This window comes from Vibrio sp. 2304, from assembly GCF_033339475.1.
GTDB lineage: Bacteria > Pseudomonadota > Gammaproteobacteria > Enterobacterales > Vibrionaceae > Vibrio > Vibrio alginolyticus.
Genome location: NZ_JAWOUQ010000017.1, coordinates 1 through 22,200 on the forward strand (window position 1 = coordinate 1; position 22,200 = coordinate 22,200).

Annotated in this window: 17 protein-coding genes, 1 tRNA gene and 1 other RNA gene; 14 read left to right on the forward strand and 5 right to left on the reverse strand. The window is 43.7% G+C overall.

What is annotated here, in order from left to right; genetic code table 11:
- Positions 1-156: 156 nt before the first annotated feature.
- Positions 157-241, reverse strand: a tRNA-Tyr gene (locus tag R7P64_RS21785).
- A gap of 284 nt (positions 242-525) precedes the next feature.
- Here R7P64_RS21785 and R7P64_RS21790 point away from each other — a divergent pair.
- The 3 genes from R7P64_RS21790 (at position 526) to R7P64_RS21800 (ending at position 5,152) form a co-directional block, all read left to right on the forward strand.
- Complete coding sequence (locus tag R7P64_RS21790; RefSeq protein ID WP_154204730.1) at positions 526-1,620, forward strand: efflux RND transporter periplasmic adaptor subunit; 1,095 nt, start codon at positions 526-528, stop codon at positions 1,618-1,620.
- Complete coding sequence (gene vmeF, locus R7P64_RS21795; RefSeq protein ID WP_151514631.1) at positions 1,620-4,733, forward strand: multidrug efflux RND transporter permease subunit VmeF; 3,114 nt, start codon at positions 1,620-1,622, stop codon at positions 4,731-4,733. The genes R7P64_RS21790 and vmeF overlap by 1 nt, the downstream gene beginning before the upstream one ends.
- A gap of 221 nt (positions 4,734-4,954) precedes the next feature.
- Positions 4,955-5,152, forward strand: coding sequence for a type II secretion system protein (locus R7P64_RS21800; protein WP_031781369.1), 198 nt, complete (start codon positions 4,955-4,957; stop codon positions 5,150-5,152).
- A 90-nt stretch (positions 5,153-5,242) separates the two neighbouring features.
- Here the strand turns inward: R7P64_RS21800 and R7P64_RS21805 are convergent, their stop codons facing one another.
- Positions 5,243-5,818: a porin family protein gene (locus tag R7P64_RS21805; RefSeq protein ID WP_137281816.1), complete on the reverse strand. Its 576-nt coding sequence runs from the start codon at positions 5,816-5,818 to the stop codon at positions 5,243-5,245.
- A gap of 214 nt (positions 5,819-6,032) precedes the next feature.
- Between R7P64_RS21805 and R7P64_RS21810 the strand changes: the two genes are divergently transcribed.
- Positions 6,033-6,350, forward strand: a complete 318-nt coding sequence (locus R7P64_RS21810) for a DUF1244 domain-containing protein (RefSeq protein WP_005378586.1) — start codon at positions 6,033-6,035, stop codon at positions 6,348-6,350.
- A gap of 62 nt (positions 6,351-6,412) precedes the next feature.
- Here the strand turns inward: R7P64_RS21810 and R7P64_RS21815 are convergent, their stop codons facing one another.
- Positions 6,413-7,507 (reverse strand): PLP-dependent cysteine synthase family protein, encoded by a 1,095-nt coding sequence (locus R7P64_RS21815; protein ID WP_005389952.1) that lies wholly within the window; start codon positions 7,505-7,507, stop codon positions 6,413-6,415.
- A 138-nt stretch (positions 7,508-7,645) separates the two neighbouring features.
- Between R7P64_RS21815 and R7P64_RS21820 the strand changes: the two genes are divergently transcribed.
- Positions 7,646-8,110: an Lrp/AsnC family transcriptional regulator gene (locus R7P64_RS21820; protein WP_053307491.1), complete on the forward strand. Its 465-nt coding sequence runs from the start codon at positions 7,646-7,648 to the stop codon at positions 8,108-8,110.
- Between the two features lie 456 nt (positions 8,111-8,566).
- On the forward strand, positions 8,567-11,608 hold the full coding sequence (locus R7P64_RS21825) for a cadherin repeat domain-containing protein (protein WP_213866971.1): 3,042 nt from the start codon (positions 8,567-8,569) through the stop codon (positions 11,606-11,608).
- A 68-nt stretch (positions 11,609-11,676) separates the two neighbouring features.
- Here R7P64_RS21825 and tesB read toward each other — a convergent pair whose 3' ends face one another.
- On the reverse strand, positions 11,677-12,537 hold the full coding sequence (gene tesB / locus R7P64_RS21830) for an acyl-CoA thioesterase II (protein WP_005378575.1): 861 nt from the start codon (positions 12,535-12,537) through the stop codon (positions 11,677-11,679).
- A gap of 240 nt (positions 12,538-12,777) precedes the next feature.
- On the opposite strand from tesB, the gene R7P64_RS21835 reads away from it, so the two are divergent.
- Entirely contained in the window at positions 12,778-13,212 is a 435-nt protein-coding gene (locus R7P64_RS21835; RefSeq protein ID WP_005378572.1) for a YbaY family lipoprotein, read from the forward strand.
- A 30-nt stretch (positions 13,213-13,242) separates the two neighbouring features.
- Here R7P64_RS21835 and R7P64_RS21840 read toward each other — a convergent pair whose 3' ends face one another.
- Complete coding sequence (locus R7P64_RS21840; RefSeq protein WP_005378570.1) at positions 13,243-13,545, reverse strand: DNA base-flipping protein; 303 nt, start codon at positions 13,543-13,545, stop codon at positions 13,243-13,245.
- A 257-nt stretch (positions 13,546-13,802) separates the two neighbouring features.
- Between R7P64_RS21840 and R7P64_RS21845 the strand changes: the two genes are divergently transcribed.
- The 7 genes from R7P64_RS21845 to udp all read left to right on the forward strand — a co-directional run bounded on the left by R7P64_RS21845 (position 13,803) and on the right by udp (position 22,099).
- Positions 13,803-14,546, forward strand: a complete 744-nt coding sequence (locus R7P64_RS21845; RefSeq protein WP_005389942.1) for a hypothetical protein — start codon at positions 13,803-13,805, stop codon at positions 14,544-14,546.
- Between the two features lie 152 nt (positions 14,547-14,698).
- Positions 14,699-16,702 (forward strand): GGDEF domain-containing protein, encoded by a 2,004-nt coding sequence (locus tag R7P64_RS21850; protein WP_213866970.1) that lies wholly within the window; start codon positions 14,699-14,701, stop codon positions 16,700-16,702.
- Between the two features lie 137 nt (positions 16,703-16,839).
- Positions 16,840-16,936: signal recognition particle sRNA small type (ffs, locus tag R7P64_RS21855), an RNA gene on the forward strand.
- 212 nt (positions 16,937-17,148) lie between these two features.
- Positions 17,149-17,883 (forward strand): RNA methyltransferase, encoded by a 735-nt coding sequence (locus R7P64_RS21860; protein WP_318119228.1) that lies wholly within the window; start codon positions 17,149-17,151, stop codon positions 17,881-17,883.
- 244 nt (positions 17,884-18,127) lie between these two features.
- Complete coding sequence (locus R7P64_RS21865) at positions 18,128-18,547, forward strand: CBS domain-containing protein (RefSeq protein WP_005378483.1); 420 nt, start codon at positions 18,128-18,130, stop codon at positions 18,545-18,547.
- A gap of 172 nt (positions 18,548-18,719) precedes the next feature.
- Positions 18,720-21,026 (forward strand): zinc/cadmium/mercury/lead-transporting ATPase, encoded by a 2,307-nt coding sequence (locus R7P64_RS21870; RefSeq protein WP_318123962.1) that lies wholly within the window; start codon positions 18,720-18,722, stop codon positions 21,024-21,026.
- Positions 21,027-21,340: 314 nt separating this feature from the next.
- The gene (gene udp, locus R7P64_RS21875) at positions 21,341-22,099 is read left to right on the forward strand and encodes a uridine phosphorylase (RefSeq protein ID WP_005378479.1); all 759 of its coding nucleotides are present in this window, start codon (positions 21,341-21,343) and stop codon (positions 22,097-22,099) included.
- The last annotated feature ends 101 nt before the right edge of the window (positions 22,100-22,200 follow it).

Here is a 22,200-nt window from a genome sequence, read left to right on the forward strand (position 1 = left end):
CGGATTCGAACCATCGAAGGCAGTGCCGGCAGATTTACAGTCTGCTCCCTTTGGCCACTCGGGAACCCCTCCAGGGTGTTTTATACTTAAAAGCTAGTTTCCCAACCTAGCTTTCAAGTTGTTCTCACGTTTAAAGGAAAAACATAAGAAAGAATATGGTGGAGGGGGACGGATTCGAACCATCGAAGGCAGTGCCGGCAGATTTACAGTCTGCTCCCTTTGGCCACTCGGGAACCCCTCCAGAGGATTTTTATACTTAGTAAGATGTTTTCCCAACTCATCTCCCAAGTGCGGAGCGAATCATAGCAAACTCGCTCAGGCTGTAAAGCGTTTTTCTTACGTTTTTACGTTGAATGCTGTCTTTTTGGGCAAAGATGGTAGAAAGTCAGCGTTTTGTTTGTCCTTTGAACAGAAGAGAGGCGCGCTTTTTACTTGAATTTACACTACTTGACGTTAAACACCGTATCTACTGATAAACTGTAAGCAGTTTAATGACATAAGTTTATTCGTTTAGAAGTCAATATCATGAGCATGAAAGCCACGTTATCGTTATCTGTTTTAACGCTTTCTATATTACTGAGTTCTCCATCGGTTTCCGCTGCGATGCGAGGAGGCTCAGCGGTTACCGTTGTGACTGAACAAGTAGAAACGCACGAGATCAATCAATCCTTAACTCTTATCGGCAAATTAAAGGCAGCGGAGTCTGTGGTTGTCGCATCGGAAGTCGCCGGCAAAGTGAATCAAATCGCTGTTAAAGCGAATCAAAATGTCCAGCAAGACCAGCTATTAATTAAGTTAGATGACGATAAGGCTCAAGCCGCTTTGATTGAGGCAAAGGCGTATCTAAAAGATGAACAGCGTAAGTTAAAAGAGTTCCAACGTTTGGTTAAGCGGAATGCGATTACTCAAACTGAAATCGATGCACAAAAAGCCAGTGTTGAAATAGCACAAGCGAGGCTTGATGCTGCTCAAGCCAATTTAGCTGATCTCCATATTACTGCCCCATTTTCTGGCACTGTTGGTTTTATCGATTTTAGCCGCGGCAAAATGGTCAGTGCGGGTACTGAACTTTTGACGTTGGATGATCTTTCCGTCATGGAACTGGATTTACAAGTACCGGAGCGCTATTTATCGATGCTTTCTATTGGTATGGAAGTCATCGCTAAAACCAGTGCATGGGGTAGCCAGATCTTTACTGGTCAAGTCACAGGTATTGATACGCGTATCAGCGCCGAAACACTGAATCTTCGCGTGCGTATTGAGTTTGATAACCCAGAAAATCAATTGAAGCCGGGCATGTTGATGAACGCTTCACTAGCATTTCCTGCTATTAAGGCGCCAATCATTCCTGTTCAAGCGCTTGAATACTCCGGAACTAAACGTTTTGTATATGTAATTGATGAAAACAACAAAGCTACTCGTCAAGAAGTGTCGCTAGGTGCTCGTGTTGGTAACGAGGTGGTGATCGAATCTGGTGTTGAGATTGGTGACAAGATTGTGGTTCAAGGCATTGTTAACATGCGTGATGGTGTCGAAGTGAAAGAAATTGTCGCGCCACTAAAAGCGAACACCACGGATGTGACACGCAATGACAGTGAATCGGATGAGGAAGAAAACTAATGTTACTGTCCGACGTTTCAGTTAAACGCCCTGTCGCGGCGTTGGTTCTGAGCATGCTGTTGTGTGTGTTTGGCTTTGTGTCATTCACCAAATTAGCCGTTCGTGAAATGCCTGATATAGAAAGCCCAGTCGTTTCTATCAGTACGCGTTATGAGGGTGCATCGGCGACTATTATTGAAAGCCAAATTACCTCCGTTTTGGAAGACCAGCTTTCTGGGATCAGTGGAGTTGATGAAATTAGCTCCACTACTCGTAACAGCATGTCGCGTATCACGATCACGTTTGAGTTAGGTTACGATCTCAACACAGGTGTGAGCGACGTGCGTGATGCCGTAGCTCGTGCTCAGCGCTCGCTACCTGATGAAGCGGATGACCCTATTGTTTATAAGAACAATGGCTCGGGAGAGGCGTCGCTCTACATCAATCTCAGTTCTGCAGAGATGGACCGTACTCAATTAACCGATTATGCCGAACGTGTATTGATGGACCGCTTTAGCCTGATCTCTGGGGTTAGCTCCATTGATCTATCCGGTGGTTTGTACAAGGTCATGTACGTGAAGCTTAAGCCAGAACTAATGGCTGGACGTTCAGTTACAGCTTCGGATATTACATCAGCTTTGCGAAGTGAGAACCTAGAAAGCCCAGGTGGTGAAGTTCGCAACGACTCAACAGTAATGTCCGTGCGTACGGCTCGTACTTATAACACGCCTGAAGATTTTCAATATCTTGTCATTAAACGCGCAAGCGACAATACACCTATCTATTTAAAAGATGTAGCAGATGTCTTCATTGGTGCAGAAAACGAAAACTCAACCTTCAAAAGTGATGGTGTAGTAAACATCAGTCTTGGTGTGGTACCGCAGTCAGACGCAAACCCGTTAGAAGTAGCGAAGCTGGTTAGGTCTGAAGTCGATAACATCCAGAAGTTCTTACCAGAAGGTACACGTCTTGCGATAGATTACGACGCGACAGTGTTTATCGAGCGTTCAATCGAAGAGGTGTACAGCACGCTATTTATCACGGGCGGCTTGGTGATTTTGGTATTGTACATTTTCATCGGCCAAGCTCGTGCAACCTTAATTCCTGCGGTTACGGTACCTGTTTCTCTGATTTCTTCGTTCATTGCCGCGTACTACTTTGGGTTTTCTATCAACTTGATCACCTTGATGGCGTTGATATTATCGATTGGTTTGGTGGTGGATGACGCAATTGTGGTTGTAGAGAATATCTTCCACCATATTGAACGCGGTGAATCGCCATTACTCGCCGCATATAAAGGCACCAGAGAGGTTGGTTTTGCTGTTGTAGCAACAACATTAGTGCTGGTGATGGTGTTCTTACCGATCTCCTTTATGGATGGCATGGTAGGTCTACTATTTACAGAGTTTTCTGTATTGCTGGCTATGTCGGTCATATTCTCCTCTTTGATTGCCCTGACGCTGACGCCTGTATTAGGGAGTCAGATTTTGAAAGCGAATGTAAAACCAAATCGATTCAATGAAGCGGTTGATCGCTTGTTTAGCAAGCTTGAGAGTGGCTATCGCGCATTATTGAAAGGCGCATTGAAAGTACGTTGGGCTGCTCCGCTGGTGATTCTAGCTTGTTTGGGCGGTAGCTATTTCTTGATGAATCAGGTACCGGCCCAACTGACCCCACAAGAAGACCGCGGTGTGATATTCGCGTTTGTGCGCGGTGCAGATGCTACGTCATACAATCGTATGTCAGCCAATATGGATATTGTCGAAGACCGATTGATGCCATTACTAGGGCAAGGTTATCTGAAGTCATTCAGCATCCAAACGCCAGCGTTTGGTGGCCAGGCAGGAGACCAGACAGGCTTTGTGATCATGATTCTAGAAGATTGGAACGAACGTGATATCACGGCTCAGCAAGCCCTTAACAAAGTACGTAAAGAATTGGCAGGTATCCCAGATGTTCGAGTGTTCCCATTTATGCCAGGTTTCCAAGGTGGTTCGAGTGAGCCAGTTCAGTTCGTATTAGGCGGCTCTGATTACGATGAGCTCGTTGTTTGGGCTGAAATGCTAAAGAACAAAGCAGAAGAATCACCAATGATGGAAGGAGCAGAGATAGATTACTCGGAAAAAACGCCTGAGTTATTGGTTACAGTTGACCGACAGCGTGCCGCAGAGCTAGGAGTCAGTGTTCAAGACATTTCTGACACCCTAGAAATCATGCTCGGTGGTAAAAGCGAAACGACTTATGTTGAGCGTGGCGAAGAGTACGATGTGTATCTTCGCGGTGATGAAAATAGCTTTAATAATGCTGCAGATTTAAGTCAGATTTATCTGCGCACGAATAGCGGTCAGCTAGTGACGTTAGATGCGGTCACAAAAATTGAAGAAGTGGCGGCCTCTATTCGTCTTTCTCACTACAACAAACAGAAGTCCATCACTATTACTGCCAACCTGTCGGAAGGTTATACATTAGGAGATGCGCTGAATTACCTAGACCAGGAAGCCATCGACAACTTACCGGGTGACATTTCGGTGAGTTATTCGGGGGAGTCGAAAGACTTTAAAGAGAACCAAGCGAGTGTTGCTGTTGTGTTTGCATTGGCACTACTAGTGGCGTATCTCGTGTTGGCGGCTCAGTTTGAAAGCTTCGTAAACCCGTTAGTGGTCATGTTTACGGTGCCGATGGGTGTATTTGGTGGCTTCCTTGGTTTGGTTATTATGGGCCAAGGTATGAACATTTATAGCCAGATTGGCATGATCATGTTGATTGGTATGGTGACGAAAAACGGTATTTTGATCGTAGAATTTGCCAATCAGCTACGTGATCGTGGCGTTGGGTTTGAAAAAGCGATCATTGATGCAGCTGCGCGACGTCTACGTCCAATCTTGATGACTGCGTTTACCACACTTGCTGGCGCAATTCCGTTGATCGTATCGACAGGGGCGGGTTATGAGAGCCGTATTGCCGTGGGTACGGTTATCTTTTTCGGGATGGGGTTTGCGACATTGGTGACCTTGTTTGTTATCCCGGCAATGTACCGATTGATTTCGGCGAAAACACAAGCACCAGGTCATGTAGAAGCAGAGTTAAACAAAGCAATTAGCCATGATACGAAGGGCCGTGTTGCCCACCCCTAGCAGTAGCACGTAAAGCTTTGATTGAAAACGCCGGGCAATTTTTGTTCGGTGTTTTTTTATATAGATAGTGATTACTTATAGATTTAATGATTATTTTTGTTTATTATTTCGTCACTTCTTCGAGGGGCACAGGACTCGCTCATCGTTTTGACTGAATGTTGGGTCTTGTTAGGTTTAATGCTAGGAAAGCAGCCTATGCCTATTATTATTGAGGTGTTTCCTTGAAAAAAGTACGTGGTAGTTACATGGTCGAAATGGTTTTAGTTGCAGGTGTTATGGCGTTGCTAGCAACTACCGCACTTCCAACGTTGACGAATGCATTAAAAGATCGTCAAGATGGTATTTTACATTCTCTCGATGCTGGTCAACCAAGCAACCATGTGAACAAAGAGGCAACAGAAACGTTCTCTGTTCAGTAAGTGACGACATACTATAGAATCTAAAAGAAGCCGAGGCAAAACTCTCGGCTTCTTTGTTTTTCAATTATGGAAACTTGGTGCTATCTAATGTTAGAAGCGTTTCCCTAGGCTGATTTGTACACCTTCGTAGCTGTCGTAAAAATCTTCAAAACCCATATCTGCGACATTATAAATGTACTCTGCGCGTAACCAGATATCTGTACTCATATCCCAATGGACGCCAGCACCGATGTTGAATAGTGCGCCTGAGTCATCTGTGACTTTTTGTTCGTTTGGTACGTACATTTCAGCTTGAGTGCCAAGCGCAGTTACGCGACCAAACAGTGACAGCGGCGTATCGCCTAAGTTATCACTTGTTACAACAGCAGACATACCTGCTTGGTAATAGTGAAGATCTAAGTCAGTTTTTAGAGCATCGTTCTTAAGTTCATTTTGTGAATAGCGCAGAACCCCTTCAAACGCGAGGTATTGGTTTACATGGTAACCCCAGCCAACTGTGATATGTGGTGTTGACCACTCATTGTCTCTATCCGAGCCGAAGTACGGTGTATCAAAACCAACGTTACCAGTACCCAGATAAAAATAAGATTGATGAGCTTGTTCTTGAGCAGCTAAAGTTGGCACGCTAATGGTCAAGGCAGACAATAATAGAATGGCGTTTTTCATAACTAGACGATAACCTTGGTAAAAGACCGTTGTAATGATTTGTTTAAATGTTAATTTAATCAATAGGATGGATGGTAATTATCATATCAGCTTTTATCAAAGGTAGTGATTTTAGAATGGGAATTGTTGCGCTAAAGCATACTTCTTACTCATGACTACCGACTAACTAGATATGGTGACGAAAGCTAGTTAAATAAGAGAGAAGGAAAGGAAAGTGGCTGAATTCAAATACAAAAACTTGACTCAAGAAGAACAAGATAAGTTAGACGCGGCGACATTTCGCCGTTTATTGGCGCATTTAGATGCCAACAAAGACGTACAAAACATCGACCTGATGATCCTTGCGGGCTTCTGTCGCAACTGCTTTAGCAAATGGTATAAATCTGAGGCTGAAAATCTCGGTTTGGATTTAGATATTGATGACGCTCGCGAACGTGTTTACGGCATGACTTACGATGAATGGAAACAAAATCATCAACCAGCGGCAACGCCAGAACAATTGGCTGCGTTTGAAGCGCGCCAGAAAAAGTAAAACCCAGCGATAAAAACAGCCCGCATGAAGTTGGGCTGTTTTTTTAAAGTCCAGTTTGCACGTTAAGCGTTAGTTGAGCCGCAACAAGCTGGCTCAACGCAACCTTTTGCTTGAATGACTTCGAGTTGAGCTAAGTAAGGTTGAATATCGCCGATGTTCTCTTTTACCCATGTTAAGTCATAATACGTATCTAGGTAACGCTCTCCAGAATCACATAGAAGCGTCACGATAGAACCCTTCTCACCGCGTTGTTTCATCTCACAAGCCAATTGCAGCACACCGTAAAGATTGGTGCCTGTTGATGCGCCGACTTTACGCCCAATCAGCTGAGATACCCAATGGGCGGTTGCCACACTGGCTGCGTCTGGAATTTTGCGCATTTCATCAATGACACCAGCAATAAAGCTTGGTTCGACACGTGGTCGCCCGATACCTTCAATTTTGCTGCCAGTATCGCCTTTCAATGAGTGATTTCCTGACTGGAAAGCATCGTAAAACACTGAGTTTTCAGGGTCTACCACGCAAAGCTTGGTGTCGTATTTTTGGTAACGAATAAAACGGCCAATGGTTGCTGATGTGCCGCCTGTTCCAGGACTCATCACTACCCAGCTAGGAATCGGGTGATCCTCTAACTCCATTTGGCTAAAGATAGAGTTCGCGATGTTGTTGTTACCGCGCCAGTCAGTCGCACGTTCAGCATAAGTAAACTGATCCATGTAGTGACCATTTAACTCTTGAGCCAAGCGTCGAGACTCGTCATAAATCTGATCTGAGCGCTCTACAAGATGCGCTTTACCACCGTAAAACTCAATTTGTTCAATCTTTTTACGTGCGGTGGTTTTCGGCATAACAGCAATGAACGGTAAGCCAAGCAAGCGAGCAAAATACGCTTCTGAAACGGCAGTGCTGCCTGAGGACGCTTCAATCACTGTGGTTTCAGGACCAATCCATCCGTTACAAATCGCATAAAGAAACAACGAGCGTGCCAATCGGTGTTTCAGAGAGCCTGTTGGATGCGTGCTCTCATCTTTTAGGTAGATATCGATACCATCAAGAGAAGGCAGTTCAAGTTTAAATAAATGAGTATCAGCAGAACGTTGAAAGTCTGCTTCAATTTTACGCACTGCATTGTTGATCCAGTTGTGGTCAGTACACATGGCGTCTCTCCTTGGAAATCGATAGATAAGCATTAGATGGGAATAATTTACCTATAATACGAGAGAAAAACTTTGCTATAGTTGCCGGTAATGACTATTTTGATAGAAAAGTTTTCTACACTTCGTGGGTTTTATAGGATGAGTTTGGATCGGGTCGATAAACAGCTGCTTGCGTTGTTACAAACCGACAGCACCTTGTCATTAAATGAGTTAGCAGAGCAGGTAAATCTGACAACGACGCCATGTTGGAAGCGTTTGAAAAGGTTGGAAGAAGAGGGCTACATCGAAAAACGCGTGGCGTTGTTAAGTGCAGAAAAGCTCGAGCTATCTTTCATTGCATTTGTTCAGTTAAAAACGATTGATCATTCCGAAGGTTGGTATCACCATTTTGTTACAACTGTGAGTGACTTTCCTGAGGTAATGGAGTTTTATCGTATGGCTGGCGAGTATGACTACATGATGAAAGTACTAGTCAAAGATATGAAGTGTTTTGACGAATTCTATAAGCGGTTAGTTAATAGCGTAAAAGGGCTATCTAATGTGACTTCAACATTTGCTATGGAGTCCATTAAATACACAACAGAGTTACCAATCCTAAAATAACTCGCCCTATAAGAATTCTATCTAATGTTAATTCTACCTTTTAGTATTTTAAATGTTAAAAGGTAGTTTGATTATGCTTTTAAAACTATTTCCTACCAGATTTTTATAAATATAAACGATATTTATTCTCTCTTCTATTTTTCATTAACCATTTGTTTTTGCAGTCCATTAATCCTATACATCATAATGAAAGAAAAAATAACGCAATTTTTTCTCTTTATTTTTCATGTTTTATTTTATTGAATATTAATTTTTACTAAATTAATGGAAGAGTTTGATTTAAACGTTTGCTTTTTGTGTTTTCATGTAATTTGGTCGCTATTTTTGAGTATTTATTTTTAGGATTAATACAGTAGCAATTACTTAAGTAATAAAGTACTCAAAAATGGGGATAGTGATTAATAAAACATCGTATTATTATCGCCCCATCTTGTATGTAACAAAGTATTACTAAAAATGAACAGAAATTACTATTTGCTTTTTCTCGCAGCTTTACTCGCTGGCTGTGGCGGTGGGGGAGACTCTAAGCCGAACAATACGAAGACACCAACTACGATAACAAAGCAGAACCGTCCGCAATTAAAAGTTGAAGACACGGTATTGAAGTTTGAAGGAGTGGGAACGGTTACTGAAGCAAAACTGAGCAATGTACATGGGTCGGTATCTTACCAAGTCATTGACTCTAATCCGCCAAATGTCGTGAAAATTAATGACTCAGGAATACTACAAATTCTGCGCCCAGGAACGGCGACTATTCTTGCTACAGATAGTAGCTCTGCTTATGAATCTTCTGAAGCAAGATTTTCTGTCACTGTAGAGCGAGGCATCAATACTGAACTTTCAGTGAGTGATCTGAATTTCAATGCGATTGAGTCAGAAGGAAAAGCGTTGATCGTCCGTGGCCAAAAAGGCGAACTGAGTTATGAGGTAGAAAGTGGTCATAACTTGATTCGTGTTGATGAGAACGGTTCGGTATATTCATTAGGTTCAGTTGGTCAGGCATCGGTGCTGATTACTGATTCAGGTAACGACTTTTACTTGCCGAAACAAGTTCGCGCTACGGTTAAACTGCATGCAGTAGCTCCGGGGCAATTACAGTTCGCTTTGCTTGAAGACGAGTATCGAGAAGGGTTGACGTTAGAACCAGTGCGTCTAGATAAAGCTCAAACGCAACGTATTTCTTACAAAATTATAAATAGCGTACCAGACAGCAAGGTGGCCGAGTTGCTAGATCCTGAAACGGGTTTGCTTCTTGTTCATAATGTTGGTCGATTAACGGTTGAAGCGACTGCAACTTACAGCGACGCGTTTCTGGATAAACAGCAAACAGCGCAATTTTTTGTGGATATAAAACAAGGCAAGCGTCAAGAAATCAGCGCAGCGGATATCGTCACAACTTATGAGGAAGGTGGACGAATTTTCCCTAAGGTGACGAACGCCTACGGTGACTATGAGCTGAGAATCATTCGTGGTGAAGACGTTGTCGCTAAAACTGAAAATGGTGAAGCATTACTGATCAAAGGTGTTGGTGCTGCTGAAGTGGAAATTTACGAGCATGACATGCGTAATTATCCTGCAAGCAAAACTCGTTTTGATCTTGAAGTTAATCGCGCGCCTCATCCCGTTATAAAAGACATTGAAATGCCGCTTACCTATCAACCAAATCTTTCAATCCCTCTGGCGTTTAAAGGGCAAAAAGGTAACGTAAATCTAGTTAGCAGCTTACCTAATGGCTTACGAATGACTGACGGCAAGTTGGAGGTAGTGACTGCGGGTGAGTACGACCTTAAGTTTGAAGACGATGGTGGGGAGTTCTACCAACCTATTCAATTTAATGTCGTCATCAAAGTTGCAAAGGCTGAAGGCCAACCGATGGCAACACACGATTATGACGTTGTATACAGCAACAAATACAGTTTTGATCTTCACCGTGATTTTGGTTTGAGTGCTGACGAGCAAATTGAGATTGTAGATAACACCGCACCAGATGTTGTCGGTGGTTTTAGTGAAGGACGTCTCCATGTGTATAAAGCGGGTAAAGCGACGCTAACTGTGCGCAGAAAAGAGAGCGCGAATTATACCGTTGGTCCTGATCAAAAAGTCTACGTGACAATTTTGAGTGCGCCGAGCCGAATTGAAGTTCAATCCGATGTGGAAGAGATTTGGAAGGTTGGCCAAACATTTGTTGCGCCGAAAATCTCTGGTACGGTTGGGGAAGTTACGTACCGATTTGCAGACAACGCAGCAACAGATGTGGTTTCCTTAAACAGCCAAACGGGTGCCATGCAAATTCTTAACGCGGGTAGCACAAAAATTATTGTTTCGGATGCGGGGGACGACAAAGTGGATCCGGGTGAAAGTAGTTTCTCGGTCACGATTAAACAAGGCACAAACCCTGTATCGGTTACTTACCCAACGGTAGAATTCTCCGCTGGTAGTGTTATCTCACCAGTGATGAGTGGTGGGACTGCGAAGGCAAGTTACCGTCTTATTAACCAAAAAGACCCTGTGGTCGAGCTAGTTTCTCCTGATACAGGGCGTTTGAAAATCCTGCATGCAGGCACGTACCAATTAGAGGTTACCCTTACTGGGCGCAACTACAAAGCTAAAACAATCGTCGTAAATGGCACTATTAACAAAGCGAATCACCCTGGTTTAAGTACTTCTACAATGAAGGTGGAATTTGAACCATTTAAAAAGGTTAAGCTAGACTTTGGTACACCAATAGGAAACCGCAGCTATCAAATATCCAGCTCAACAATTAAAGGAGTCGCTTCATTAGATGTTGATAAGGAAGAGCTGACGTTACTTGACCTCCCACCAGTAAAAAGACGTTGGATTTCTCTCGACGTTTCGGAAGGAGAATCTCGAGATTACAAAGCGTTGGAAAGTAAGAAAGTCCAGCTGTATCTAAGCTTTGCAGATGAAGGTGTTGCGGATCAATATACATTGCTTGAAACTGAACAAACAGTATTGTTTAGCACGCTAAATGCACGTGAGTTTTCTAACTTAGAAGAAAGTGAGTTTGGTTTGATGAACGTTCGTTCAGTGCGTGAGCCAACGGACGAAGAATTGAAATTATACGGCAAAGGTAAGATTGCACTACTTGCATTCAAGCCGGTGGGTAACGATGACCAAACTCTAATAAAAGGAGCGTGGGTACACTTAGCTCGATTTGATGGATGTACATCAGAGCTGTTCGAAGATGATCTCAAGCCTTTTGAAGCAATTGACTATGATGACCCAGGGTACTGCACCAGCGGCAGCACGATTCGTATGACTCGGTTCTTAATAATTGATGACTCGAAGATGGAAAAGGTAGAGTATGAGTTAGTTGCACCTGTGATTACTTACCGTCGTGGGGTTCGTGAATTTTTAGCAACGAATAAAGGTGGATTCTATGCCGACCCAAATGTCATTTACGGGAAAGGTGAATATGGTTACCCGAAATCACTTTACGAATGGTCGGTTGTTAACATGAAGTATCAACCAAATTAATCATCGTTTGATACCCATTAAAAAAGGAGTGCGGAACAGCACTCCTTTTTTCGTCTGGCGAACACGAGCTATTTCGTGTAGCGCATCACCCCTTCTTGCACGGCTGTCGCCACTAAGTGACCTTGCTGGTTGTATATTTCGCCACGGACCAACCCACGAGTATTGCTCGCCGTTGGGCTCTCTATCGCATATAGAAGCCATTCATCCATCTTAAACGGGCGATGGAACCAGATAGAGTGGTCAATGGTGGCCACTTGAAAGTTAGGCGTCATTAATGAGACTTCATGTGGATGCATTGCTGTTACAAGGAATCCCCAATCGGATGCGTAGGCCAGAAGGTACTGGTGAATTAGCTGATTCTCTGGCATTTCACCATTAGCACGAATCCAAAGGTACTGTTTGGGTTCTGCTTTTTTGGGCTTCAAAGGGTTGATAACCGTAACGGGGCGAGTTTCGATTGGCTTTTCCCCGCAAAATGTTTTGCGTAAGCGTTTGGGTAGAAATTCTGCAATATGGCTTGCGAGCTCACTCTCTGAGGCAAAGTTTTCTGGACCAGGGATATCTGGCATTTCTTTTTGATGATCAAACCCAGGTTGATCGCCATGGTAGGATGCGGTTAGGTAAAAAATAGGGCGTCCATTTTGAATTGCCTTTACGCGTCTAGTGCTAAAGCTACGGCCATCTCTCAGATTTTCTACATCATAAATAATAGGTTTTTCTGGATCGCCAGGGTACAAAAAATAGCTATGGAAGGAGTGTACCGTGCGTGTTTCTTCAACGGTGTAGCGCGCAGCAGAAAGTGCTTGCCCAATTACTTGACCGCCATAAACTTGAGGCAAACCTAGGTTTTCACTTTGGCCACGAAACAAGCCTTCTTCTAATTTTTCGAGTTGTAGTAGGCTGAGCAATTCTCGTAGTGGTTTACTCATTGTGTCTCCTCACCGTTGTCTTTCATTCCAAGTTACCTCAACAGCCTCACTCTTGTGAAGTGGCATAGTTAAGAACTATTGAGTAACTTAGAAATAGTATTGTTCCAATTATGAAACAAAATCAATTGTTTGATAAATTCTAACTCAGTCAAACTATTGTCAAATAAAGTGACAGGAAGCAGACAGTTTTATATTCCACACCTATAATTGCTTCGGTTTAATGCTCTTTTCGAGGAATATATGAAAAAAACACTACTACTTGTTACTTCTCTACTCTTTGGGGCTGCGTTAGTGGGTTGCCAAACTTCTCAAAATACAGAAATGGAATCTACAGAGGCGTCAATGAAGACGATTACAGGTACAGTGGCTTATCGCGAGCGGATTGCCTTGCCACCAAACGCAGTGGTTACTATTGCGTTAGAAGATGTGTCCTTGGCGGATGCGCCAGCAAAAGTGTTGGCGAAACAGACATTCGAAACAGAAGGTAAGCAAGTTCCTCTTTCTTTTGAGTTGAGTTACGACAGCAATGAAATCAAACCAAACCATCGTTACAGCGTTCGTGCTCGCATTGAGGTAGATGGAAAGCTGCGTTTTATCAGCGACACACATAACGGTGTTATTACAGATGAAGCACAAACTCACCAATTAGATATTCGTCTAGTTGGAACACGTTAATACGACGTACTGAGAACAAAAAATGGCAGCTTAAGGCTGCCATTTGTATTTTTTAAGTGAAGTTTTGCCAACTTCCGATACTTCAATCCCTTCTGCTTCTAATTTCTTTTTTTGTCGCTCTAAGTCTCTGCCTTTTAAAGATATTTTTCCTTGGCTATTTACCACTCTAAACCAAGGGAGTTTGCTGCCTTCTGGTAGGTTACCCAGTGCTTTACCAACATGTCTCGCATAGCCCGGATAACCGGCCATTTTTGCAATTTCCCCATAGGTGGAGACTTTTCCTTTTGGAATTTGGTGAATTACAGCAAAGATTTGCGCTAAAAATTGGTCCATACTCAAAAGTGTCTATTTTGGATTACTAAGGAATGGTAAACCATTGGACTTGTATATTGCTAACGGTTCTTAACCCTTGTGTTGCCAGCGACTCACTTTGAAGAATTACATTTTCTGTTCTTTAGTGTCGTTGGTTGATGAGCCTTAAACAGCATGAAGCAAACGCAAGCTAAGCTTGAATCTAGACCCTCTCAACGACTTTCAATCCCAGTTTTTGCCGTTGAGTTACCAAGTAGGTGGGGAAGCCAGGAGGCGCTATGATTTTATCGACACTTCAATTTTTCGTTACGACCTTACTCGCTGTTGTCTGCGTTCGGGCGATGAGTTTGAGCGAGGGTGACATTCCCGTTCTTGCACTTATGATCCCCGCGCTGTGGGTTCTGCCACAAGGTGGGTTCGCTGGCTTAGTATTGCTGGGCGCGATGATGGCTTTTGGTGCGACACTCTCAATGCAGCCAATTGCTTTGTCGGTTGGTGTTTTGATCCTTTTCCCACTTTTAATGGTGGTGTTTTCTCGTAGAAGCTCTTTAGGCGTGTTGCTCACCGCTGGTCTTATTGTACTTACACTGCAAGTTGGTCTTATGGTCACACAGCAAGGAGGTAAGCTGGATGGGTCTGCTTGGGTTACAGTGGTTCAAACCATTGCGGTTATGGCGATGTGGTGGTCGGCTGCGCATTGGACGCCATCCAATAAACACAGCTGGTGGCCGTTGTTTTTGTTGCTCCCATTGTGGATTGCAGGCCTACCGTACGCCGTTCTTATGGCGTTAAGTTTGACGGGAATGTTAGCGTCAATGGAAGCACTTGCGAAACTTCAACATACCATTCGTTGGAGCAAATTATTATGTTGGACATTGCCGACTGTGGGTTTTGCCGCTTTAGTCGTCAGCCCGACCACGGATGTGCCAAACCCTGTTTTCGTGGTTTGGATCTGTTTGTTAGGGACGGCTTGGATGACTGACTATATTTTACGTAGTAGCGATGAACAGGCTGAATTATGAATTTTTAGTCAGGTAAAAAGTGACATGTGCGGCAGAGTATCGAATTGGTTGTGGAACAAAATGGAGATTAGTATATGTTCTTCATTTCATATTTACTACACTTCCAATAATAATAACCACAATATAAGTGGTTGATTTAAGATAAGTTTGTCATGACAACTTTTGCTCGAACACTGTTGCTTTTTGCATGTTGCCACTTGAGTTTGAATGTAAAAGCCGAAGCCCCTTTAATTGCTCATTATAAAGTCGCGACTGAAGCGGATGATGTCGTCACTCGTGTTCTTTTCAATGCTGCTTCAGAGGAGTTTGGCTTTACCGTTCAATACGTGAACTACTCCAGCTTTGATGCCATTCTAAATTCAGTAGCGAATGGGGAAGCGGACTTTGCTGCGAATATCACTTACACACAAGAACGTGCTCAACGTTTTAGTTATTCCCGCCCAACAAATATCGAATATACCTACCTCTTTGGCTTAAAAGATTCGACGTTGAGTGATATTTCGCGTGTTGGCGTCCCCAAAGATACAGTTTATGCCCAATTACTTAAACAACACTACCCTGAGCTAGAACAGATCTCTTATCAAGGTCACGAACAAGCAGTAACACTGCTACGTTCAGGTGCTGTGGACGGCGTTGTCGATGCCATTAACCAGCTCAAGCCGATGCTGATGGAGGGGTTTGACGCCAAGATGCTCAATGATCAGATTTCGATAAAGCCCGTATCCATCATCAGTAAAAAAGATCATCATCTTGAAGAGTTGGACACGTTCGCTACGTTTATTCACGGGGAAGCGGTGCAAAAGCAGCTTCGCGAAGAAATTTCCCAGTATCAATTTGAATTAAGGCGAGCAGCGTTGCGTGATTCTATTCGTTTATTGCCCCTTGATTTTAATGAACCAATACGGATTAAGCTCGAATCTATCTTTCCATATGTTGTATACAACGCAGATGGTAGTGTCGAAGGGATGACGGCTGATGTAGTCCTGAGAAGCTGTGAGATCTTGGCTTTAAACTGCTTGATCATTAGTGAGCCTGGTGAAAGCTGGGGTTCTATGTACCATGAGTTTATCCAAGGTAATTTCGAAATTTTGGCGCCATTAACGGTCAGCCGTGAGCGGCGCGCATTTAGCTACTTTCCAAAGTCCCATTACGCGCCAGCATCGGTGATGGTCAAGCGTTTAGGTTACAAACCGAGCACATACTCTCATGTTTCACAGTTGATATCTGAGCGGATTGGCGTAGTTAAGGATGACTTTTTCGATCAAATGATGACGCAACTGTTACCGCTAAAAGAACTCAAACGTTATCGTACCCAACAAGAGCTCATTCAGGGGCTACTAAATGAAGAAGTCGATTACATTCCGATGGATACGGCGATGCTCAATCATTTTTTACGTCTCAGTGAATTGGTTCCGATAGAGCAGGATACCGCTATTGGCGAGTTTTATGAGTCACAACTCTCTGTTGGATTGGTCGCGAATGAAAAAGGAGCCATGCTTGCGCCTTTCTTCAGTCGAGCGATAGCGATGTTAGAAGTTGATAAGATCATTGCTCAGTACGATGTACGCCCAGATTGGCGTACCGCACTTGAATATGAGATTCGATTAGCGACGCAAACACAAGCTGTGTTTATCTTTGTGTTATTGTTTGCTATTTGTGTTTCGCTTTATCTTTACCGTCAATCGAACACTGACAACTTAACAGGGTTAAGGAACCGTCGTGCGTTGCAAGTAAAGTATCGAAAAGGAGTAAACAAAGATCTATCCATACTTTACTTAGACATTAATCATTTCAAACGAATCAATGACACTTATGGGCATCGCGCTGGGGACGAAGTTTTACAACTACTGGCACTAAAAATTCATTATGTCTGGTCGGGAAGATGTTATCGAATTGGAGGGGATGAGTTCATATTGCTGGGTTATCCAACGCAAGCCGAGTTAACTAGAGCAATGAGAGAGCTCAGTAGAATCGACGTGAAAGGCAAATTATGTAGTGATTTGGAGTCTATAAGTATCTCTATTGGTTTCTCTGCAAAAAGGGAACGGCACATGAGCTTAGAGCAAGCGATGCATTTGGCTGATGAAGACATGTACATGAGTAAGCAGTCCTCACGGCACGACTCCTCTTATCGTGACTGTACGGTTTCATCATAAAGGAATGAATTGATCGAGTTTTGTTCAAACGGTAATGAAATGATGAAATTCAAGGTTTTTGCTCTTGCATTGTGAGAGCTGATACTGAATAATCGCCCCATCGATTGAGGCAAGACCTCTCGAAAAGAATTATGGGGCTCTGGTCCTCTCGCAACAATAGCTCGTGAACTCGGTCAGGTCCGGAAGGAAGCAGCCGCAGCGTGTGACTTGTGTGCCGGGATGTGGCTGGGGTCCCACCCTTTGAAAGCCCTGCGTTATCGCAGGGCTTTTTTCGTTTTTGAGCCTTCTTTTATTTTGGCTACGCTTGGTGTTCAACGTCTTCTGATGATCAAGCTTCTTGAGGTTATTTAGGTATAATTTATAATCTCATCCGCTCGATACCGAACTTTCGTGAAGATTGTTTAGGGTACGCTCGTCGAATAACCATTTTCACCTGGGATACTTTAATGATTTCAAAAAACCAATTAAAACTGCTTCGTGCTTTAGGTCAAAAGAAACAGCGTAAAGCGCATGGCTTATTCCTAGTTCAGGGTGAAAAGAACGTACTAGAGCTAGCAAGTAGTTCATTGAAGGTGAAGCAGGTTTTTGCAACAGCAGCATTTCTCGAACAAAATGCTGGTACGCTAAATCGTTTTGATTGTGTTGAAGCATCGCTTGATGAATTGACCAAAGCGAGCACGCTTGTGAGCAATAATGCGGCCATTGCTGTGGTTGAAATTCCGAGTGTAAAAGAGCCTCAAGCGAAAGGCTTGATGATTGCGCTAGATGGTGTATCCGACCCTGGTAATCTAGGTACGATTATTCGTGTAGCAGACTGGTATGGCATCAAGCACATTATTGCGAGTACAGATTGTGCTGATCCTTATAATCCTAAAACGATCAGTGCGACCATGGGCAGCTTTGGCCGCGTACAAGTGAGTTTGGTGGATTTGCCAAGTTACTTGGAACACGCCAAATTGCCAGTATATGGCGCGTTTTTGGAAGGAAAGAGCGTTCATAAAACGGATTTCGCTGCTGAAGGTATTTTGTTGATGGGCAGCGAATCTCATGGTGTGCGCGAAGCCGCAGCAAAATTCGTGACAGATAAGATCACGATTCCAGCGTTTGGCGGTGCCGAATCACTGAATGTCGCGATGGCGACTGGCATTATTCTAGACAACATGCGCCGCCAACATAGCTAACGCAACAATTACATAATAACAAAGCCAGTCAATTGACTGGCTTTGTTGTATTTTGCCTAGAAAAATCAGCCTGGCTGAATCTTGCGTTTAACGAAATACAGTGAATGTTGTTCGGTGAGTTAATTTTGTTTTAGTTCAATAGGCTGTGCCTATAAATAAAATTACTCCTTTCCATTTAGTAAAATCAGGAAATTAGGCGACACTTATCTAAAGGCCGCAATAAAATGCCCTTAAGGAGATAAGAATGCATTCATTAAAAGTAAAAGATTACATGACGTTGCAAGCGGTGACTTTCACGAAAGATATGTCACTTTCGGCAGCTTTAAACAAAGTAATGCAAAGTGTCACACTAGGTGGCCCTGTCATTGATGAAAATGAAAAAGTGGTTGGGTTTTTATCGGAGCAAGACTTATTAGATAAGTTGGTGAAAGCAAGTTATCACTGCCAAGATACACATACGGTACAAGAGTGTATGCATGATGATGTCTTATCTGTTTCTCCAGAAATGTCAGTAATTGAACTGGCTGACATGATGAAAGTTGGAAAGCCGAAAATGTATCCAGTGGTGGATGGCAAAGGTAAGTTGGTTGGTGTTATCACAAGAAGAGACGTGCTGCGTGCCATCGGAATGACATTAAATGAGTGTTTTAAGCATCCCGTTTAACCTCTCTGTTTAAATTTTACGGAATATTGCTTTTAAACTGGTTTGGAAAGACGCTTCGGCGTCTTTTTTATTTTCTATCGCCGAACTGTACAAATTTATCTTGACCTTGGAGCTTACTCTAAGGTTTACCCTTAGCAATAGGTAAATCACCGATACCAATAAGGAAAAAATTATGTGTACAAAACATCAAGGTTGCCAATCTAGCAAAATCAAAACTGCGGTGCCGCTTGGTGCAAGCGAGTCATGCTGTGCGCCAGTAAAATCTTCGCTCAATATCTCTCAGGCCAGTGTTGATGTTTCTGAAAGCTCTTGCTGTAGTGGAGGAGGCTGCAGCGTTGACACAGGCGAGGAAGACGATCCCACAAGGGAGAGTAATTCCTCCGTTCGGAACGCTTGGCTTGTGTCAGGTATGGATTGCCCATCTTGTGCGCAAAAGCTTGAGAAAGCCATTACGTCTTTACAAGGCGTCAGCCAAGCCAAGGTTTTGTTTGCAACAGAAAAACTGGTCGTCGATTTTGATGGTCGAGAGCTGATAGCTACGATAGAGCAGACAGCCCAAAAAACGGGTTTCCCGCTCTCTTCACTGGATGCTCCAAAACCAAGCACTACAAAGAAAGGCTGGCTTGGCGTCATAAGAGACAACATCCAAATTCTCTCGATTGCTGGTGCAATGGCTACTGCGGCAGTAATTTCTAAGATCGACCCTCAAATAAGCGCTTGGTTATTCACTTTGACGTGTTTACTTGGTTTATACCCAATCGCGCTCAAAGCATTTAAGTTGGCGCGTAGCGGTACGCCTTTTGCGATTGAAACGTTAATGAGTGTAGCGGCGCTCGGCGCTTTATATTTAGGTGAAACCGCCGAAGCCGCAATGGTGTTATTGCTTTTCCTTATTGGTGAAAAGTTAGAAGCATATGCATCATCTCGCGCGCGAAGCGGTGTCCAGGCGTTAATGGACTTAGTCCCAGAAAATTCAATTTTAATTATTGATGGAGAGCGTAAAGAAGTACCAGCTGCTCAGCTTAAACCAGGTGATACCATAGAAGTCGCACCCGGAGGTCGTTTGCCTGCCGACGGTGTTTTGCAAGATGCGCTTGCGAGTTTTGACGAAAGTGCGTTAACGGGAGAATCTGTTCCCGTTGAACATCAAACCGGTGGCAAAGTGATGGCCGGGGCTGTGGTTGTCGATAAAGTGGTTCGCTTACAGGTGACTTCCCGTCAGGGCGAGAATGCGATAGACCGAATTCTTCATTTGATTGAAGAAGCCGAATCTCGTAAGGCACCATTAGAACGCTTTCTTGATAAATTTAGCCGTTGGTATACGCCACTAATGATGTTGGTGTCTCTGATGGTTATCGTTACGCCGCCATTACTATTTGCCCAACCGTGGGAAACGTGGATCTATCGAGGACTCGCCCTGCTGTTGATTGCTTGTCCATGTGCATTAGTCATTTCAACGCCTGCGGCGATCACTTCTGGCTTGGCGGCAGCGGCTAAGCGGGGCGCATTGATCAAAGGTGGAGCGGCGCTTGAGTTGCTTGGCAAGGTTGAGTCTGTCGCATTTGATAAAACTGGGACACTGACGCAAGGTAAACCAGAAGTGACCGACGTCTTTGCTTTTGATATGGATGAAGACAAGTTACTTAGCCTAACTGCGTCAATCGAGGTTGGTTCAAGTCATCCTCTAGCGGTTTCTTTAGTTACCAAAGTGCAAGAGCAGGGGCTTACTATTCCTGAAGCGTTGGATAAAACCGCGCAAGTAGGCTCTGGTGTCACAGGTTACGTCGATGGAAAAATGGTCCAAGTGGTCACGCCTTCAAAGGCAGACTTTCCACTTTCTCAACAAGCCAAAGAGCAAGTGGTTACGTTGGAACAACAAGGTAAAACGGTTGTCATTGTGCGTTTCGATGACGAGGTCATTGGCGTGATCGCATGGCAAGATACATTGCGCTCAGATGCCCAGCAAGCCATCGCAATGTTGAAGGAACTTGGGGTCACGTCGGTGATGCTAACGGGTGACAACCCGAGAAGTGCAGAAGCAATGGCAAATAGAATAGGCTTGGATTATAAAGCGAGTTTGTTACCTGCAGACAAGGTGCATTACGTCGAGAAACTATCACAACAACATACCGTTGCGATGGTGGGAGACGGTATCAATGATGCTCCAGCCATGAAAGCTTCGAGCATTGGTATTGCGATGGGAGGCGGTACGGATGTTGCGCTCGAGACTGCTGATGCGGCGTTAACACACAACCGGTTGATTGAGCTACCTGCCATGATAGAACTGTCGCGTGCGACGCTAAGTAACATTCGTCAGAATGTCGCGTTAGCGCTAGGTTTGAAAGGTGTATTCTTAGTGACAAGTTTACTTGGGGTTACTGGGTTGTGGGTTGCAGTATTAGCTGACAGTGGTGCAACAGCACTGGTGACATTGAATGCGTTGAGATTACTTCGTTTTGAGTCCAAGCAGATCAAATAACTGACCTAACCATTGATCCCACTCATTAATAGCCCGAGGCATTCGTGTATCGGGCTTTTTTTAACCGTATTAACCTGATGCGATCGGACGTTTTTCTCGTCCTTGAAATCACGCATTGCTATGCAACAAAATGATCTAACGCCCCTTAAAGTGTGATCAATACCAGTTTTGTTTGAAATTTCATTTTCATTACATTTTGTCATTGTGATTGTGATCACTCTATGTTGGTGAAAGGTTCGCTACAGTGCATCTGTACCCAATAACTGATTAATGAGCTTATTGTTCATAAAATAAGCCACAATAAGGAGCGACTTATGTCTCAAGCTGTATTCCATTTAGGTGTTACTGAAGCTGATCTTAATGGTGCGACTCTAGCGATCATTCCTGGTGACCCAGCGCGTGTTCAAAAAATCGCAGAACAAATGGAAAATCCAGTATTTCTAGCAAGCCATCGTGAATACACGCTATACCGTGCAGAGCTAGACGGTAAACCTGTTGTGGTTTGTTCTACAGGTATTGGTGGTCCTTCTACCTCTATCGCAGTTGAGGAATTGGCACAGCTTGGTGTTCGCACTTTCCTACGTGTTGGTACAACGGGTGCAATTCAACCGCATGTAAACGTGGGTGACATGATCGTAACGACGGGGTCAGTTCGTCTTGACGGTGCGAGCCTACACTTTGCTCCTATGGAATTCCCAGCAGTTGCTGACTTTGAAGTAGCAACCGCAATGAAAGCAGCGGTAGAAGAGTCTGGCGCTACAGTTCACATGGGTGTGACTGCATCAAGCGACACGTTCTACCCTGGTCAAGAACGTTACGACACGTTCTCTGGTCGTGTTGTTAAGCGTTTCCAAGGCTCTATGCAAGAATGGCAAGACATGGGCGTACTTAACTTCGAGATGGAGTCTGCAACACTGCTAACAATGTGTGCGAGCTCTGGTTTAAAAGCGGGTTGTGTGGCTGGTGTTATCATCAACCGTACACAAAAAGAGATTCCAGATCATTCAACTCTGAAAGAAACGGAAGCGCGTTCAATTAAAGTGGTTGTAGAAGCAGCGCGTAAAATGCTTTAAGCCGCTATAGTTGGCATTTAAACAAACAGAAAAAACCAGAGGCTAACCTCTGGTTTTTTTCTACTTATAGAAATGCGTACTGCTAAAATTTAGGTATGAAA